The organism is Alphaproteobacteria bacterium (assembly GCA_040216735.1).
Classification (GTDB): domain Bacteria; phylum Pseudomonadota; class Alphaproteobacteria; order SHVP01; family SHVP01; genus CALJDF01.
On the sequence record JAVJOO010000005.1, the window covers coordinates 44,206 to 60,203 of the forward strand.

At 60.5% G+C, this 15,998-nt stretch carries 17 protein-coding genes and 1 tRNA gene; 9 read left to right on the forward strand and 9 right to left on the reverse strand.

Features of this window, described 5'->3' with window-relative positions; all coding sequences use genetic code 11:
* Positions 1–10 precede the first annotated feature (10 nt).
* The 8 genes from RID42_13420 (at position 11) to RID42_13455 (ending at position 7,137) form a co-directional block, all read left to right on the forward strand.
* Positions 11–100, forward strand: a tRNA-Ser gene (locus RID42_13420).
* A 172-nt stretch (positions 101–272) separates the two neighbouring features.
* Positions 273–818, forward strand: a complete 546-nt coding sequence (locus RID42_13425) for a hypothetical protein (protein MEQ8248670.1) — start codon at positions 273–275, stop codon at positions 816–818.
* A gap of 192 nt (positions 819–1,010) precedes the next feature.
* Positions 1,011–2,357, forward strand: a complete 1,347-nt coding sequence (locus RID42_13430) for an adenylate/guanylate cyclase domain-containing protein (GenBank protein ID MEQ8248671.1) — start codon at positions 1,011–1,013, stop codon at positions 2,355–2,357.
* Positions 2,358–2,449: 92 nt separating this feature from the next.
* The gene (locus RID42_13435) at positions 2,450–2,863 is read left to right on the forward strand and encodes a DUF3830 family protein (GenBank protein MEQ8248672.1); all 414 of its coding nucleotides are present in this window, start codon (positions 2,450–2,452) and stop codon (positions 2,861–2,863) included.
* A gap of 126 nt (positions 2,864–2,989) precedes the next feature.
* Entirely contained in the window at positions 2,990–4,039 is a 1,050-nt protein-coding gene (locus tag RID42_13440; protein MEQ8248673.1) for a hypothetical protein, read from the forward strand.
* Positions 4,040–4,055: 16 nt separating this feature from the next.
* Entirely contained in the window at positions 4,056–4,451 is a 396-nt protein-coding gene (locus tag RID42_13445; protein ID MEQ8248674.1) for a RidA family protein, read from the forward strand.
* Positions 4,448–5,605 carry an NAD(P)/FAD-dependent oxidoreductase gene (locus RID42_13450; GenBank protein MEQ8248675.1) on the forward strand — a complete coding sequence of 386 codons (1,158 nt, stop codon included), beginning with the start codon at positions 4,448–4,450 and terminating at the stop codon, positions 5,603–5,605. The genes RID42_13445 and RID42_13450 overlap by 4 nt, the downstream gene beginning before the upstream one ends.
* Positions 5,602–7,137, forward strand: coding sequence for a gamma-glutamyltransferase (locus RID42_13455; protein MEQ8248676.1), 1,536 nt, complete (start codon positions 5,602–5,604; stop codon positions 7,135–7,137). Before RID42_13450 ends, RID42_13455 begins: the two co-directional genes overlap by 4 nt.
* Before the next feature lie 110 nt (positions 7,138–7,247).
* On the opposite strand, the gene RID42_13460 is transcribed toward RID42_13455, so the two are convergent.
* From RID42_13460 to RID42_13480, 5 genes are all read right to left on the reverse strand, one after another.
* Positions 7,248–8,435, reverse strand: a complete 1,188-nt coding sequence (locus RID42_13460) for a class I SAM-dependent methyltransferase (protein MEQ8248677.1) — start codon at positions 8,433–8,435, stop codon at positions 7,248–7,250.
* A 20-nt stretch (positions 8,436–8,455) separates the two neighbouring features.
* Positions 8,456–8,764 carry a hypothetical protein gene (locus RID42_13465; protein ID MEQ8248678.1) on the reverse strand — a complete coding sequence of 103 codons (309 nt, stop codon included), beginning with the start codon at positions 8,762–8,764 and terminating at the stop codon, positions 8,456–8,458.
* A gap of 94 nt (positions 8,765–8,858) precedes the next feature.
* Positions 8,859–10,046 carry a methyltransferase domain-containing protein gene (locus tag RID42_13470; GenBank protein MEQ8248679.1) on the reverse strand — a complete coding sequence of 396 codons (1,188 nt, stop codon included), beginning with the start codon at positions 10,044–10,046 and terminating at the stop codon, positions 8,859–8,861.
* 133 nt (positions 10,047–10,179) lie between these two features.
* Positions 10,180–11,055 (reverse strand): sulfurtransferase, encoded by an 876-nt coding sequence (locus tag RID42_13475; GenBank protein MEQ8248680.1) that lies wholly within the window; start codon positions 11,053–11,055, stop codon positions 10,180–10,182.
* Positions 11,056–11,073: 18 nt separating this feature from the next.
* Positions 11,074–11,907, reverse strand: coding sequence for a hypothetical protein (locus tag RID42_13480; protein ID MEQ8248681.1), 834 nt, complete (start codon positions 11,905–11,907; stop codon positions 11,074–11,076).
* 121 nt (positions 11,908–12,028) lie between these two features.
* On the opposite strand from RID42_13480, the gene RID42_13485 reads away from it, so the two are divergent.
* Entirely contained in the window at positions 12,029–12,628 is a 600-nt protein-coding gene (locus RID42_13485; GenBank protein ID MEQ8248682.1) for a glutathione S-transferase family protein, read from the forward strand.
* Positions 12,629–12,644: 16 nt separating this feature from the next.
* Here the strand turns inward: RID42_13485 and RID42_13490 are convergent, their stop codons facing one another.
* The 4 genes from RID42_13490 to RID42_13505 all read right to left on the reverse strand — a co-directional run bounded on the left by RID42_13490 (position 12,645) and on the right by RID42_13505 (position 15,864).
* Positions 12,645–13,109, reverse strand: a complete 465-nt coding sequence (locus RID42_13490) for an NfeD family protein (GenBank protein ID MEQ8248683.1) — start codon at positions 13,107–13,109, stop codon at positions 12,645–12,647.
* On the reverse strand, positions 13,102–14,091 hold the full coding sequence (locus RID42_13495) for an SPFH domain-containing protein (protein MEQ8248684.1): 990 nt from the start codon (positions 14,089–14,091) through the stop codon (positions 13,102–13,104). Before RID42_13495 ends, RID42_13490 begins: the two co-directional genes overlap by 8 nt.
* Before the next feature lie 160 nt (positions 14,092–14,251).
* On the reverse strand, positions 14,252–14,644 hold the full coding sequence (locus RID42_13500) for a hypothetical protein (GenBank protein ID MEQ8248685.1): 393 nt from the start codon (positions 14,642–14,644) through the stop codon (positions 14,252–14,254).
* Between the two features lie 11 nt (positions 14,645–14,655).
* The gene (locus RID42_13505; protein MEQ8248686.1) at positions 14,656–15,864 is read right to left on the reverse strand and encodes an NADH:flavin oxidoreductase; all 1,209 of its coding nucleotides are present in this window, start codon (positions 15,862–15,864) and stop codon (positions 14,656–14,658) included.
* Positions 15,865–15,998: the final 134 nt, after the last annotated feature.

Consider the following 15,998-nt stretch of genomic DNA (forward strand, 5'->3'; position numbering starts at 1 on the left):
GCGCCTGGATGGATGGGTGGCCGAGCGGTTGAAGGCACCGGTCTTGAAAACCGGCAGGGGTTCACGCTCCTCGTGGGTTCGAATCCCACCCCATCCGCCAGATTTTTGAATTCGCACAGGGACTTAAGTCTTCTGGACCGGTAGAGATTAAGACCGGGCAACCTGTTTCCACAAGGAACGGCCTTATCCTTTTCGGCCCACCATCGACTTCTATAGCCTAATTCCGGCTAGGATTTTCTTACCCGCAAGGTTAGTGGCCAGAGGGTCGCGCGATGAAAAAATATGCACTTGTCATCCCACTGACAGGCCCGATCGATGACGCCTGCCAGGAGGCGTGGGCGCTTCTTGCAGCTGAGTACGGCGTCAAATACATATCGTCACGTTGCCCGTTTCCTTACTTGCCACTTTATGCAGGTAGTACAAAACGTTCCGCCGAGACGGTCTTCTCAGTCTGGCGTGAGGGCGTGTCGTCGAGAACAATAGATCTAAGGTCCGATGGCCTGGGGGTCTTTCTCTTTAATTCTCCGATTCTGTATGTTCGATGGCTGCGGACAGAGGCGCTGTCGACGATCTATGCAGAGGCAATGAAATCCTACGGTCCAATTTGCGGGTCCCCGGCAATATCAACTCAGCCTGAATACTGGACGCCAAAAACCACACTTGCTGGGACAGACACGTCTGTTGACAACCTGTCAGGGATGCTCGATTGCATTGAAGGCATAGATTTCCTTCAGAGCTTTCGAGCAACTGAGTTGGCGATCCTTGAGTTCGACGAAAACGGTGAATCCGTCGTCTCGCGCTTCAGCCTGGAAAAATGACTGTTTGACACTTAGGCTTCGACAGCGTTCGTGAGCGAGCGACCGTCCAGGAAGATCGTCAAAAGCCAGTGCCCAGATTCATCCCTCTCGGCCCGCCACGCAGATCAGCAGCTTCCTGGCTGCTGATTCGCGATCTGCGAGGCCGCAAATAGGGTCGGCGGTGTTACGGCCACTTTCAGTACCGGATTACAGATGAGCGATAGCGTGGATCAAGGACCGGCGAACGGTGATATCGACATCATCGATGAACCGTTTCCGCTCCGCCGAAGATTCGTTCGGCAATTCATGCCACTCTTTTTTTTGCTGCTTGGCATTGTGTCGGTCGCCGGCGGCCTGGGTGCAGCCGCCATAACGGAGTCCATTTACCTCGATGTTGCAGAGCGACGCGCAGCGGTCATCGATGCCGCTGTCTCCAAAAAGGCGCCAGTCGCTTGGCGACGGCTTGCACAATCCACTACTCCACTTGACGCCTTAGCGTCGCCTGCGGGCATAGAGCTCGTGTCCCATCTAGTGGCGGAGGTGGAAGAGTTAGGACTTTCGCATCTCAAGATTTACCGGATCGACGGCCTAACCATCTTTAGTGTGGATCCGGCTCAAATCGGCGAGGTCGAGTCCAACGCCCTCTTCCAAGAGGCAAGCAAGGGCAATAAAGGGGTGGAACGGAAAATTCTGTCCGATGGCCGCGTGGTTTACGAACTCTATATCCCCTTCTATTCCTCGTCCGCCGAATCGCCTCTCATCTTCGAGCTCTACGAACCCGTTGGCCACCTCGATTCGGCCATGTTCAGAGCAGGCCTACCGAGTTTTCTCGCGCTCGTTATTCTTCTAACGCTGTTGGCGGTTGGGCTATATCGCCTCGTGGCATTAGCGCAGCGAGATATCGATCGCCGGACTGGTTTGCTGACCGATTTCCGCACGCGCCTAGAACGCTTTGTCTCGCGAGGCGCTAAAAAGGCAGCGCGAGACTCGATCAACACCAATGTTCTGGAATCGCGCCGCACTGAATGTGCAATTCTTTTTTCTGATATTCGAAAATTCACAAGTTTTTCGGAGAGCCGTCCGCCAGCTGACGTTGTGGCTTTCCTCGATCAAATTGTTGGCCTCCAAGTAGAAATCATTGCGCGACACGACGGCGACGTCGACAAGATGATCGGCGACGCCGTTCTCGCGCTTTTTGAGGGGGAGAAAATGGAGAAGCGCGCATTACTGGCAGCCATAGAAATCCAGACCGCGATGGGACAGTCATCGTTTCCTAGAAAGATCGGCATCGGCGTCTATACCGGCTCGGTTGTGATCGGTCCGGTGGGGCCAAGAGATCGCATGGACTTCACGGTAATCGGGGACAGCGTCAATACAGCCTCCAGGCTGTGTTCTGCTGCCGATGAAGGCGAGATCGTCGTCGATCGGGAGACCCTTGGACGAGCCGGTGAAGTTGGCGGTTTTGGTACGGTCGAAACATTGTCCGTGAAGGGGAGAATGCAGGGTATTGACGTTGCCCGCTACCAGGTGGACGCTAAGACCAGAAACGAAGGTGCCTAAAGGCCGTTCTAGCCGTTTCTTAGCGACGACAACAAGGAGCTAGCGCAGTTTCGCGCCACCGGCTAACAAAACAGGCCGGTAGAGGAAAACAAATGATCAAGATCGTCGTTGGCGCTTTGGAGTTTGTCGCCCGCTGGGAAGACGACAAAGCGCCCGCGACTTGCGCGGCGTTTCGAAAGATATTGCCGTTCGAGAATCGCCTCGTGCAGGCGCGCTGGAGCGGGGAAGCGGCGTGGGTGCCGATGGGCGACTTCGACCTTGGGGTGGGCCGCGAGAACGTCACCAGCTATCCCTCAAGAGGTGAGATTCTGTTTCACCCTGCAGGGATCAGCGAAACCGAAATCCTCTTGGTCTATGGCCATGCGCATTTCTCCAGCACCGCCGGTCCGCTGGCCGGCAACCACTTCCTGACCATCGTCGAGGGCACCGCACAACTCGCCGCTTTGGGCGAGACCGTGCTGTGGCAGGGCGCCCAATCGATCCGCTTCGAGGCGATCGCCGACTAGGGGGCACGAAGTCCCAGCAAATCCATCCGGTAGTCTGGACGCCGGCGCGCACCGCGACTTATGGTGGCGCATCGCGCGTTCGAGGGAGGCACGGCTATTTTCTCACCTGTACAAATTGCCGCCGTTGTGCCGCATGCACCGCAGATCCTGTCGGTCCCCCGCAGCGAAGATCCCGCACAAATCGACCGGGTCAAAGCGGCGTTAGGGCGCGTTGGACAATTGATCGCCGACGCGAATGTAGATGCGATCGTCTTGATCTCGAACGACCATGCCGACAATTTCGGTACTCACTGCGTACCGCCGTTCTACGTCCACTGCGGCACGAACTTTTCCGACAACAACACGCTCACAGATTTTGCGTGGCCGCTCCTCGGCGACGGCGCCCAGGAACTGGTTGCCGACCTCTACGATACCGGATTCGATCCGGCGCACGGCCACGACGTGAGCCTGGGATCGTACTTTTCGATCCCGCTTCAATTCCTCGACTTGCCCAAACCGATCCCCGTTCTGCCGATCCTGATCAACTGCTATATCCCCCCGCAACCGACGATGCAGCGCTGCGCCGCATTCGGGGAAGCGCTACGCAACGCTCTGGGCCGCACCGGAAAGAAAGTCGCCGTCATCGCTAGCGGCGGCCTTTCCCACTATCCCGGAACGGCGCGCTATACCGATCCGGGCCCCGACCTTGAGTTCGACCGCGCCTTGTTCGAAAGCGTCAAACGATTTGGCCCGGGCATCGTCACCGGATTGGGCGGCACCGATATCGAGGTCGCCGGCAATATCGAACTGAGATCCTGGGCGATGCTTGCCGGCATGGTAGATCGCACCGAACTCGCCTTCACGATGTTCGAGGAGAACTGGCACCATACCTACGCATTGGCGTGCTGGAAGGGCCTGGGTCACCGCTTCGACGCGCTCGACGACCGGCCGTACTACGGCGCTATCCCGGCAGGCGCGGCAGCCACCAACCGCGCCCTGTTTGCGTTGCGGAACTCGCCGGCACAACGCGCGCTCTGTGCATCGGACCCCCAGCGATTTGCCGCCGACTTCGGCTTGTCCAACGACGTGATTCAGGCGATCGTCGCGCACGAAGCCGACCGCCTCCGGGACGAATTCGGCGGCCACCCCCTTCTTTCCTCGGGCGCGATCCGCGCGCTCCAGGGTGCAAAATACTGACCGAGAGAGCGACATCATGGCACCGCTGACGCGCATTAATTCACCCGCCCTCCCAATTATTCGGTCGCCGCTGTCCCACGCGACACAGGTGGGCGGACTTCTCTTCGTCTCAGGGATGCCGCCTTACCATGGGGAACGCGCGTTCGCGGTCGACGATTTCGACGCCCAGTTTCGCCAGGTCATGGTCAATCTCGTCGCCGTTCTGGAGGCGGGCGGATCCTCGATCAGTTCGGTGGTGAAGACCACGGTGATTCTCACCAAACGGGACATGTTCGAAGATATGAACAGGTTGTACCGCGAACATTTCGTGGCGCCCTATCCGGCCCGTACCACCGTCGTCGCCGACCTTGGGATCGACGGCATGCTGCTCGAGATCGAGTGCGTCGCACAGATCGAGCGCGCCGCATCATGACGACCGGGCGCACCGCGCTAATTGCCGGCGGCGGGATCGGCGGCCTGACCGTAGGTACTTTGTTGGCCCAGCGCGGTTGGCAGGTTCGGGTGTTGGAGCGCGGCAACGAGATTCGGGAGATCGGCGCCGGCATCTACATCAAGAACAACAGCATCGAAGTGTTCGAAGAAATGGGCGTGTTCGACCGCCTTCAACCTCTTGGCTCAGCATTGCAATGGGCCCGCGTCGTCGATTCGCAAGGCAAGACCCTTCAAATCCGTGACAACCACACCGGGAAAGCCCGCGTGTGGGTGTTTCCCCGCCAGGCCCTGGTCGAGACCCTGTACCAGGCTGCCGTGGAGGCGGGCGTCGATGTCCAAACCGGACAGCACGTCGCAGGCGCCCGTCGCGATGGGACCTTGGTCCTTGACAATGGTCGCGAGGAACGCGCCGATCTCATCGTCGGTGCCGACGGGGTCCATTCGGCGGTGCGCAAGGCACTCGCCCCGGAATCCACCTACCGGGCGCTGGGGACCGTCATCAATCGCTATCTCCTGCCAGACCAGGAATTGGTCGAACCGGGAATCACGCTGGAAAATTGGTCGGGCCGCCGCCGGATCGGGATCACCCCGTGCGGTGCCCATCACACCTACGTCTACCAAGTCAGCCCGGCGAACGACCCGCACGCCGGCGCATTGCCAAACGATATCGAGGATTGGAGCGCCGCCTTTCCGCGCCTGCGGCGTGCCTTCGAGAAGTTCGCCGTAGCGGAGGTGCTGCAAGCGCCCTACTCCATCGTTTCGTGCAAGCGCTGGGCGCACGGTCGCGTCGCCCTTATTGGCGATGCCGCCCATGGTATGCCGCCGACCCTTGGCCAAGGTGCGGGAATCACCATCATCAACGGTCGCGCTCTGGTCCATTTCCTCGATCAGCACAGCAACGTCGAGGACGCGGTGCGTACCTGGGAGCAAAAGGTTCGTTTCATCGCCGACCATACCCAGCGCTGGGCCTTGCGCTACGATTACTTCAGCCGTCAGTGGCCACAGCAACTCTGGCCGCTGCGCGATCCCATCATTTGGGCGTTTCGCAATTTCCCCCAACTCAACCGGCGTATGCGGATTGCCGACCGCGGCCTCGAAGTCGCTGGTATCCCGGTCGGCGCAAGCCCGGCTTGACCTCGTTCAGCCATAGCCTAAACCGCCCCTTTGCGACGGGGACTCGTTGGGCGATTGCCGCGGGCCACCCGGCGGCCGCTTCGACCGCGGACTCGGTTCTGCGGCGTGGTGGCTCCATCGTCGATGCCGCGATTGCCGCCTCAGCCGTGCTGACCGTGGTGAGTCCCCAAGCAACCACGCTTGGCGGCGACGGTGCCATGTGTTTACGCGGTGCCGACGGGAAAATCGTCGGCTACGACGGTGCCGGATGGGCTTTCGGCAGCGGCGCGCACACCTTCGATGAAGCGACCTTTACCCGGGGTGCCGGCGCCTGCGTCGTGCCCGGTCTTGCCGCCCTCTGGCACATGGCGCACGAAGACAGCGGCGTTCTTCCCTTCGGCGACCTCCTGGCGGAGGCCACCACCTATGCCGACGACGGCGCGCCGGTTGGACGCGAACTACACAAATATCTTGTCGACCAGCGGGTCCGCTACGTCGACGACGAGTTCGCACAGGCAATGTTCTCCCCGGTCTTCGCCGGCGCGCACACTTTCGAGCAACCCGCCTTGGGGCGCACACTCCGGACGCTCGCTAAGAACGGGCCGCGCGACCTGTACGACGGCGAGACGGCACGCCAACTGCGGGCGTTCTTGGAACATAGCGGCCGCGATACACCGGTCGCGGATTTCGCCGACTACCGGGGGCGCCGGGTTCAGCCCATCGAGATCGAGATCGGGGGCGAGCGCGTGTGGGCTTTGCCGCCGCCGTTTGTCGGCCTTCTGGGCCTCCTGCAACTGAGAGAACTCGAGATCGTCGCGGAAGATCGCTTTTTGGACCGGCGTTTTGTGCATCACCCCGCCGTCGCGAAACGCGTGTTCGCGGACTGGGGAGGCGAAATCTTCGATCGCTGGGCCGACGGCGCAGACGAGACCGATGTTGCCCGGTTCTGCGCCGAGGCATTGGAGGGCCACCGCACCGCCAGCGCCGGCGCCTCGAAATTGCCGGGATCGGGCGACACCGCTGGGATCGTCATTGTCACCGAGGACGGTCAGGCGCTTAGCTTGCTGCAAAGTATCTTCCAGCCCTTCGGTGCACGGCTGTTCGACCCGACGACCGGCATTTTGTTGAACAATCGGATGCTGTGTTTTGGTCCAGAAGGAAACAACCGGCCCGCGCCGCGCCGCCGCCCCTTGCATACGCTGAACCCGATGATTCTTGAATCGAACGATGAGATCGTTGCCCTTTGTTCGCCCGGCGGGATCAGTCAAACGACGACCTGTTGCCAAGTGATCGATGCCGTGCGCCGCGGCGGCCAATCGGTCGACCAAGCGATCGATGCCTCGCGATGGAGCGTGGCCCGCGTGGGCGACTACATTCTGGAGGATGGACCCGACGCCGCGCAACTCGCGCAAGAAATCCGCAACGGGTTCGACGAGATCGTCGCACCGGGGAAGTCTTTCTATTTCGGTTCCGTCAAGCTAGCGGCCGTGGGCGGCGGCCGAACAACCGCCACCGGAGATTTGCGGCGCGAAGCAGGAACGGTTGCGGCCTAGGACCTAAGCGACCGTCTCCTATTCCCCACTACTCGGGTCTTTGAACCGGCGACACCAGGAATGCGAATCCGCCCTTAAACGGTGGCCACACTGACCGCTCGCGTGCGCGACTACTTCCTGCCACCGAATGTGAACCATACGCGGCCCAAGCCATGTTCGCGCTTGAGGGTCTCTTCGCCGCGGGCGACGGATTCGAATTCGTCGCGCGGCGTCGAACCATAGTTGGGAATTCGCACGAGTTCGATCTTATCCTCGGCGAAGCCCGCGCCCTTCAGTGTCTTCTTGAAATCGAGGTTTCGGAATTTCTGATAGTGCGGCTCGTTGTTGTAGAAACCGTCCCAATCGAGCACGAAGTTGTAGTATGTATCGGTCGCCTCGGTCGGCGGCAACTCCATGTGGAGCACGATCCCGCCGGGTTTCAGCATCCGATAGCACTCCTTCAAGATCCGTTTGGTCGCCGCGACGGAGACCTCGTGGAAAAAGAAGCTCGACGTGATGATGTCGAAGTGGTTGTCGGGAAAACCGGGTGTCTCGGCGTTTCGTTGGTGATAATGCATTTGCAGCCCCTCGGCCTCGGCCCAGGCATGGCCGAACCGTAGCATCGGCCCGCCGACGTCGATCCCATGAACTTCGGCATCCGGAAAAACTTGCTTGTAGGGAACCGTGTTGGCGCCGGCGGTGCACCCGATATCCAAGATCCGCTGCGGCTTGAGATCCGGGTAGGCTAGCTTGACATAGTTGGCAATGGACAGACCGACATCGCCCTTGGGCTTCACGTTCTTTCCAAAACCGCCGTAGAAGACCTGCGTCCCGTAATGGTAGACGGCGCCCTGGGCGACATCGTCGCTGGCGTATTCGGTGTGGAAACAACCGGGCATGTGGTGGACGTCTAGGTCGGTGACCTCCCGAGGAATCACCACATCGGGATCTAGTTCGAGGGTGCCGCCTGCCGGATTGGCCTCGCGGGCGTCGCGCGCGGCTTGGATGAGTTCGTCTAGTTGCCGTTCCACCGCCGGCTGGACCGACCACCATGTCATGATCTGCGCGTTGTAGCGCATCGAGCTCCACCCTTCGTAGACCGGTTCGTGGCGCATCGCGGCACGGACCTCAAGCGCGTCTTTCGGCTTACGACCGTGCTTCTTGATAAACTTGGGCTCGACCTTCTTTTCGTACACCGTCTTCATGTCGTTGGCGACGTTCATCAAGATCCGCTTGCGAAAGGCCGAGACAAAGGCCTGCCGCGTGCGCTCGTCGTGCGCGTGATCCAACAAGGTACCGACGTTTCGAATATTCGACATCGCTTCGCCCTCCGTGTGCGTTAGCTATCCTGCAGCGCTTCCGCTTCTTGGTGCAAAATATTGAAGACCCGACCGATGTATTCGTCGCGCCGGGTCGTGCGCTCGGCCTCTTCGGCCTCGCCGGGTTTGTATTTTTCGATGTCTGACCGTTTCAGGACGCCGTTCTTGTCGAGGAGTCGTTCAACGGTTTCGATCCGGTCGAACGCTACCGAGAGTTCCTGCGTCAACATCGTAATGATCGCGAACAACTGGTCGACCGCAGGGTCTTTGTAGAACGTCGCGCGCTTTCCCTTCGACCGAAGCGGAAGCTGGACCGATTTCTCAGGCATTGAATTCTCCATCACTTAAAAACGAAGGGCCGAGCAATCATGCCCGGCCCCCGGCTTCATCCCGTTGATCTAGATCACGCCGCGGGGCAATGCGCTATTTCCAGCCGCCGAACGTGAACCACACCGCGCCGTTCCCGTGATCGCGCCGGAGCGTTTCCGTCCCCTTCGCGACCGCCTCGAACTCCTCGCGGGGTGTCGACGCGTAGTTCGGAATGCGAACCAGCATCTGCTTGTCTTCGCTGAACCCGCAGTCGGCGAGCGTCTTCGGAAAGTCCAGCCCGCGGAACTTTTCGTAGTGCGGTTCGTTGTTATAGAAGGCATCCCAATCGAGATAGAAGTTGTAGTAGGGATCGGTGAATGCCGCCGGCGGCAGTTCCATGTGCAGCATCAAGCCGCCGGGCTTCAAAATCCGGTGACACTCTTTGAAGATCTTCTTGGTGTCCTTCACCGAGACTTCATGGAAGAAGAAGCTCGACGTGATGATATCGAAATGATTGTCCGGGAAACCGGTATCGGTCGCATTCCCCTGGTGGAAGTGAAGGGCGATCCCTTCGGCCTCCGCCCGGGCGTGTCCGAAACGCAGGAGCGGCGCACCGACATCGATCCCGTGCACCTCGGCGTCCGGAAAAACTTCTTTATAGGGCGTGGTGTTGGCGCCCGCTGTGCAGCCAAGGTCGAGGATGCGTTCGGGCTTGAAGTCGGGATAGGCCAGTTTCAGATAGTTGGCGATCGAACTCGCAACCCCGCCCTTAGTAATTTTCCGGTGCGGCAATCCGCCGGAAAAGACCGTCGTCCCATAATGATAAACCGCGCCCTGCGCGACATCGTCATCGGTGTACTCGGTGTGAAAGCAACCGGGCATCAGGTGAACATCCAGTTCGGTAATCTCTTTCGGTACATCGACGTCCGGATTCAATTCCAACGTCCCGCCGGCGGGATTGGACTGGTGGGCATCCTTCGCGGCCTGGATCAAGTCCTCCAAGCTGCGTTCGATCGCCGGTTGCACCGACCACCACGTCATCATCTGGGCGTTATAGCGCAATGAACTCCAGCCCTCGAAGATCGGTTCGTGCAGCATCGCCTTGCGGACTTCGCGACCGTCCTTTGGCTTGCGCCCGTTCTTTTTCTCGAAGTTGGGTTCTACTTTCTTTTGGTAGATGGTCTTCATGTCGCCGGCGAAATCCATCAGCACTTTCTTGCGTAGGATGGAGACAAACCGTTGCCGGCTGTACTCGTCGTGATTGGACTCGACCATCTCGCCGACATTGCGAATATTGGACATCTGTTCGCCTCCTCTCGACCGCCGCTTCGGTGCCGCCCCAGTGATTGGCCCATACTAGAAGATATTTGGGTGTTCTGGGCAGCGGCTTAAATGCCTGCCCAACCCGCGATCAGTCGAGGGCTAGAGAATTTCTCTAGGCGCCGGTTTCCATGGGTAGGCTGTTGTCCCTGCCCCATTCCGTCATGGAGGCATCGTAGAGCTGGACCCCCCGATGACCCAGCAGCGCCAGGGCAAACAGGGTCGTCGTCGCGGAAATACCACCGCCGCAATAGTTCATGACCCGCTTGGCCTCCAGGGCCCCTACCGGCGCAAAGGCGGCCCTCAGGACCGCCGCCGGCTTGAAGGCAAAACTCTCGTCGTCGAGCAGCGGTCGGGCCGGGACGTTGACGCTCCCCTTGATATGCCCGGGACGTCCGTATTGGACCTTGTCGCCCCGGTGCAATTCGGGCGATAGAGCGTTGAGAATCAGACAATCCGGATCGTCGATTGCCGCTAGGACGGCGTCCTTACCGACGATCAATCCTTCGCGCGGTTGCGAAACGAACTTAGCCGGCGGGTAGGTGTTCGTGCCGGTTTCGACGGAACGCCCCTCGGCCACCCATTTCTCGAAGCCACCGTTGAGCACACGGGCCGACTCGAAACCGTGGGCGCGCAGGTTCCACCACATCCGCGTCGCCCACCACGTCGGACCGCTGTTGTAGAGAACGACCTCGGTACCCGGCCCGATGCCGTAGCGCGAAGCGAGCGACACGAAGAGGTCCGGCGGCGGCAGCATGAAGTTCAATGTGTGGTCGGGGTCTTTGAACTCGTCCATCAGATCGATAAACGCCGCGCCCTCGATGTGGCCGCTTTCGTATTTCTCCCGGCCGTTCTTGATGGCGTAGCCCTTTTCGGGGTCGTAGGTCATGTCGACCGTACAGTCGAACACCCGTAGGTTCGGATCGCCGAGACGCTCGGCGAGCCACGCGGTTTCCGCGAGGTATTCAGGGTGTGCGTAGTTATCGGACATCGGTTCCTCCCATGCGCCCTAGCCGAGCGTAACGGTGCGGCGCTTGCCACTTTGGTCGGTATGGTCGAGCGGGCCGTCGCTCCAGCCCAGCATAGTGCAGCCCGCGGCGCTCGATTCGCCGTCGCCACCGAACGGCGTGCCGGGCGCCAAACACCGGTAGTCCCATTCCTCGAGCGTGACACCGTCCGAGCCGCCAGTTGCGAACGCGCCGTCAAGCACGAACCACTCGCGCTGGCATGCGCTGGTCCGGCGGCCAAACGGCGCGCGCCAGCCGGCTTCGACGCGATGGAGAAATGTGAGGGCGCCGGTTTCGCGCGCCACCGAGAGGACCTTGATGCGCTCGCCGGTGGGCACGGCGTCGATCATCAGATCCTCCCACGGCCAGTCGCCCGTGCGCAGCCGACTGATCGGGCGGCGGCTGTTGGCCTGTCCAGGCAAGAGCTGGCGTTCGTCAGCGCGGGTCCACGGGCGGCCCGAGGGCAATTCGCCGTTTACGTAGCTCATCGGACCGGACAGGCGCATCACAATATGTGCGCCGATCTCCGTGGCGTCGTCGGGGCTATGCAGAAAACCCTTGGGATAGAAAATATAGTCGCCGGCGAACCAGGTGGTTTCCGGGTCGCCGATCATTTCGCCGGTGAGGAAATAGGCTTCTTCGTCGACCGGCAGATAGTGCGGCCGTCCGCCTCCGCTGCCACGAAAGCCCGGCGGCTCGTGCACGAGCAGCAGGACAGCGCCGGTTTCGGGATCGTGGTTCAGCGTCTTGAGGAAAACAGCGTTCGGCTTGCCGACATTGACGTCGGTCCACGCGATCTGCTTCGACGCCAGCCGCTCGATCTCGCTAAAAGCCACGATCGCCCCACCCTGGGTTGTCCGTTCGCCATTATCGCGAGCGCGCCCCCTCTTGCAAAGGTCGGCAAGGGCGAACACCCTGGGGCGGCAACCGCGCATGGTTGCGGGAGGAACACAAACAATGATTACTCTATACGGAAGCCTGCGTTCGCGTGCGTCACGGTGTGCTTGGGCGTTGAACGAACTCGGCGTCGACTACCAGCGCGATCTGCTGCCGGACGGCGGCCACAAAAAGCCCGAATTTCTGAAAATCAATCCGGCCGGCAAGGCTCCGGCATTGAAAGACGGCGACGTGGTGATGGCCGAATCGCTGGCGATCAATCTCTACCTCGCCCGGAAGTACGACAACGGCCTGTGGCCGTCCTCCGAGGCCGATCAAGCGGCGGCACTCCAATGGACGGTTTGGGCGGCCTGCGAGGCAGAACCGAGCGCCGTGACCATCGCGATCGAGCGACTCTTCAAACCGGAGGACCAACGCAGCGAGGCCAAGGCCAAGGAAGCCGAGGAGGCGTTGAAACCGCGCTTGGCCCATATCGACAGCCAGCTCAAGGGTAAGGACCATTTGGTCGGCGGCGCGCTGTCGATTGCCGACATCAATGTAGCCAGCGTGCTGGCATCGGCCCTGGTCACGAACGTCGACTTGGGGCCCTATCCGGACCTCAAGCGGTGGCTGACCGCGACGGCTAACCGCCCGGCCTACAAGAAGGCCCGCGAGGGCTAAGGACAGCGATTGCGATTCAGCACTCTTTGACCTGAATCTCGATCCCCTGCACGGAGACGATTTCGACCAGACGGCCGCCTGCAATGGGGCGGCCGTCGACCGAACGGGCCGGCCACCACGTATCGTCGAGGTGAACCCGCCCCGACCCATCGGCAAAATCGTCGGTCAGCGTTAGCCGGCGTCCAACGTACTGCTGCCCTCTGCGATTTAGGTTCGGCTCACCGGTTTCGCCGCGATAGCGTTGCCAAAGCGCGCGCCCACCGATGGTCGCCGCAGCCGCGAGGAGGGCAAAACCGAAGAGTTGTAGCCGCCAATCCAGGTCCGGCACGAACGCGACCACGACGCCCACGACAATTGCTGCGACCGCCGGCCACAGCAAGAACGTCGACGCGGCGAAGACCTCGACCCCGATCAACAGGATCGCTAGGGCCCACCAATGCCAATACGAGACGTCCCAAAGCCACGTAACGAACTCATCCATCCGCGCGGTCTCCCCATGGACCAGCGCCAGGCGGGTTGTCCCTGGATTCCTTGAGCGCCGCCTTGGCAATTTCGGCGATGCCGGCGAGGCTGCCGATGACGCCGGTAGCCTCGAAGGGAATCATGATGATCTTCTGATTGGGCGCCGAGCCCATTTTCTCGAGCGCGCCGACGTAGCGCTGGGCAACGAAGTAGTTCACTGCATTGACGTTGCCGGCGGCAATCGCTTCGGACAACGATGTGGTGGCCTTACCCTCGGCCTCGCCTTCGCGCTCGCGCGCTTCGGCGTCGCGGAAGGCGGCCTCGCGGCGGCCCTCGGCCTCCAGGATCGCAGCCTGCTTTTGACCTTCGGCGCGAAGTACGGCGGATTGTTTGTCGCCTTCGGCCTTGAGGATTTCGGCACGCTTAACGCGCTCGGCCTTCATCTGCATCGCCATGGCGTCGACCAAGTCGCGCGGTGGGGATAAATCCTTGATTTCGACGCGGGTGACCTTCACCCCCCAGGGGTTGGTTGCTGCGTCGATCACCCGCAACAGGCGTTCGTTGATGTCGTCGCGCTTGGACAGCACGTCGTCGAGCGGCATGGACCCGATCACCGACCGAATGTTGGTCATGGTGATGTTCGTCATCGCCCGAGGTAAATCGCGGACTTCGTAGGCCGCGCGCGCCGCATCGACAATTTGGAAGAAGCATACTGCGTCGCAGGTGACCGAGGCGTTGTCCATCGTGATGACGTCCTGCGCCGGGATATCGAGCACACTTTCCTGCATCGACAGGCGGTGCCCGATTCGATCGATAAAGGGAACGATCAGGTGAAGGCCCGGCGAGAGCGTGCGGGTGTAGCGGCCAAAACGTTCGAGCGTAAACTCGAACGCCTGTGGTACCTGTTTCACGCCGGAAAAAATAAAAACGATCGTCACGAGGACGACCGCAATCACGAAAAAGAGAAACGGACTCGGGGTAAAGGCCTGCACTGCGTCCATATACGATCCTCCTAATGTCCGACCTTATGTCAGGTTCAGACGGGATTTCCGCCGAAGTCTACTTGCCAACTGGACACGGAGTCCAACCAGGACCACAAGGCGCAGCTCTCAATATTTCATTTAATATCAATTATTTATTGGAATAACCTTATTCAGTGCATTAGGACTCAGATAGGCCAAGCAGCTCCTGGCGCAAAACCTTCATTTCCTTGAGTTCGAAATTGAGATCTTTGATCTTGCCCGCTTTACGGGTGATGAGGTCCCCTAGCCGTTTGATGACGCGATCGACGGTTCGAACGACCTCATCAATCTGACCTTGGTTGCGACACGCCAAGACGACCTCCTGGTCCATCATCAACGTGGCGTAGGCCTGCACGTTGTTCTTGCCGAGTTCGGTGAGCTTGGCGTCGAGTTCTTCCCACGCTTCCCGCCAATCGTGATAAACCGACCCAGCGGGAGCCTGGCGACGCCCCTGTTTACGGCGCGTCACCTCGGTTTCCATCTGCACCATAATGCGCACGAACTGCCACACCACGATGCGAAGCTCGGTCATCGTTCCTACCTCTAGCGCCGTTTCTTGCGCTTGGTGATGTCGGGATCCCACACGGTCTTTTTGAGATCGAGCGGATAGCCGTAGGTATAGTCGTAGGACGGCTTGATCACGTATTTGCGGTCGAACGGCGTCCAGTTATAGGGCTCGCCCGAGCGAATAATGTGGGGCCAATCTGGGTGGGCGAACAACGGTCGCCCAACGGCCACGAGGTCCCCGGCGCCCGAGGTGATGACCTCCTCGATATCGGCGCCTTCGGCGATTCCGCCGTTCACGATCATCGGTTTGCCGCTGGCCTCGCGGAGAACCTCGGGCATGGGCCGGTCTGAATTGGGGTCGCGGTTGTCCTTCCAGTCGAAACTCGACCAGTGCAATGCGTCTACCGGCGCGTTCGCGAGCGCCTTACCTACCTCCGCAGCGTAACCCACACCACCCGGCCAAGCCCCGCCGAAGGCGTCCACACCGTCCTGGGACAAACGCAGAATGATGAGCTTTTGGGGGCCGATCGCGTCACGGACGAGTTGGCAGGCCTCTACCGCAGCGCGGACGTTGTTCTCGGCGGATCCGCCGTATTCGTCGGTCCGATTATTCTGCGTTGGATCGATGAACTGGTAGTAGAGATAACCGTTGGCACCGTGAATCTCGACCCCGTCGAACCCTGCCTCGACACCGCGTACCGCCGCCTCGGCAAATCCTTCAGCAATCCGGCGGATTTCGGCCTTGGTTGCTTCGCGGGCCGGCGGAAAAGTCACGAGCGGCCACGGCGGTTGCAGCCCACGATTGTGCATTTCTTCGTCCGTATCGGAATAGAGCACCGCACCCGAACTGTGGGTCGCACTGGCGCTTACCGGCGACTCCCCTTCATAGAGGCAGCGCGGATCCGAGACCCGACCGCCATGCATTAGCTGAAGAATCGCAAGCGCCCCGTTGTCATGGATCGCCCGAACGCTTTTTTTCCATCCCTCGACATGTTTGGGCGTCTCGCAGCCGGGTTGGTTCAAATAGGCGACCGACCCCAATTCGTCGTTGGTGTAGGTGCCTTCGGTAATGACCATCGCGACTCCGCCGCGGGCGCGCCGCCCATAATAGGCCGCCATCTCATCGGTGGGCGTACCGTCATCCTCGGACGACTGCCGGGTGAGCGGCGCCATGGCGATACGGTTCTTCAGGGTGAAGGTCCCTAAAGTGAGAGGTGAGAAGGCTTTGGGGAACCGTTCGGACATGCGGAGACCACTTCTGTTTGGGTTGATTGGATCGACGCGCCGCGCAATTGGCGGCGGCGGTACATTAACCAGACGGTACGCCGCTGAACAGGCCGGAGCAGCCCCTGCCACCGGCCCGGCCAAAGGTCCGGACG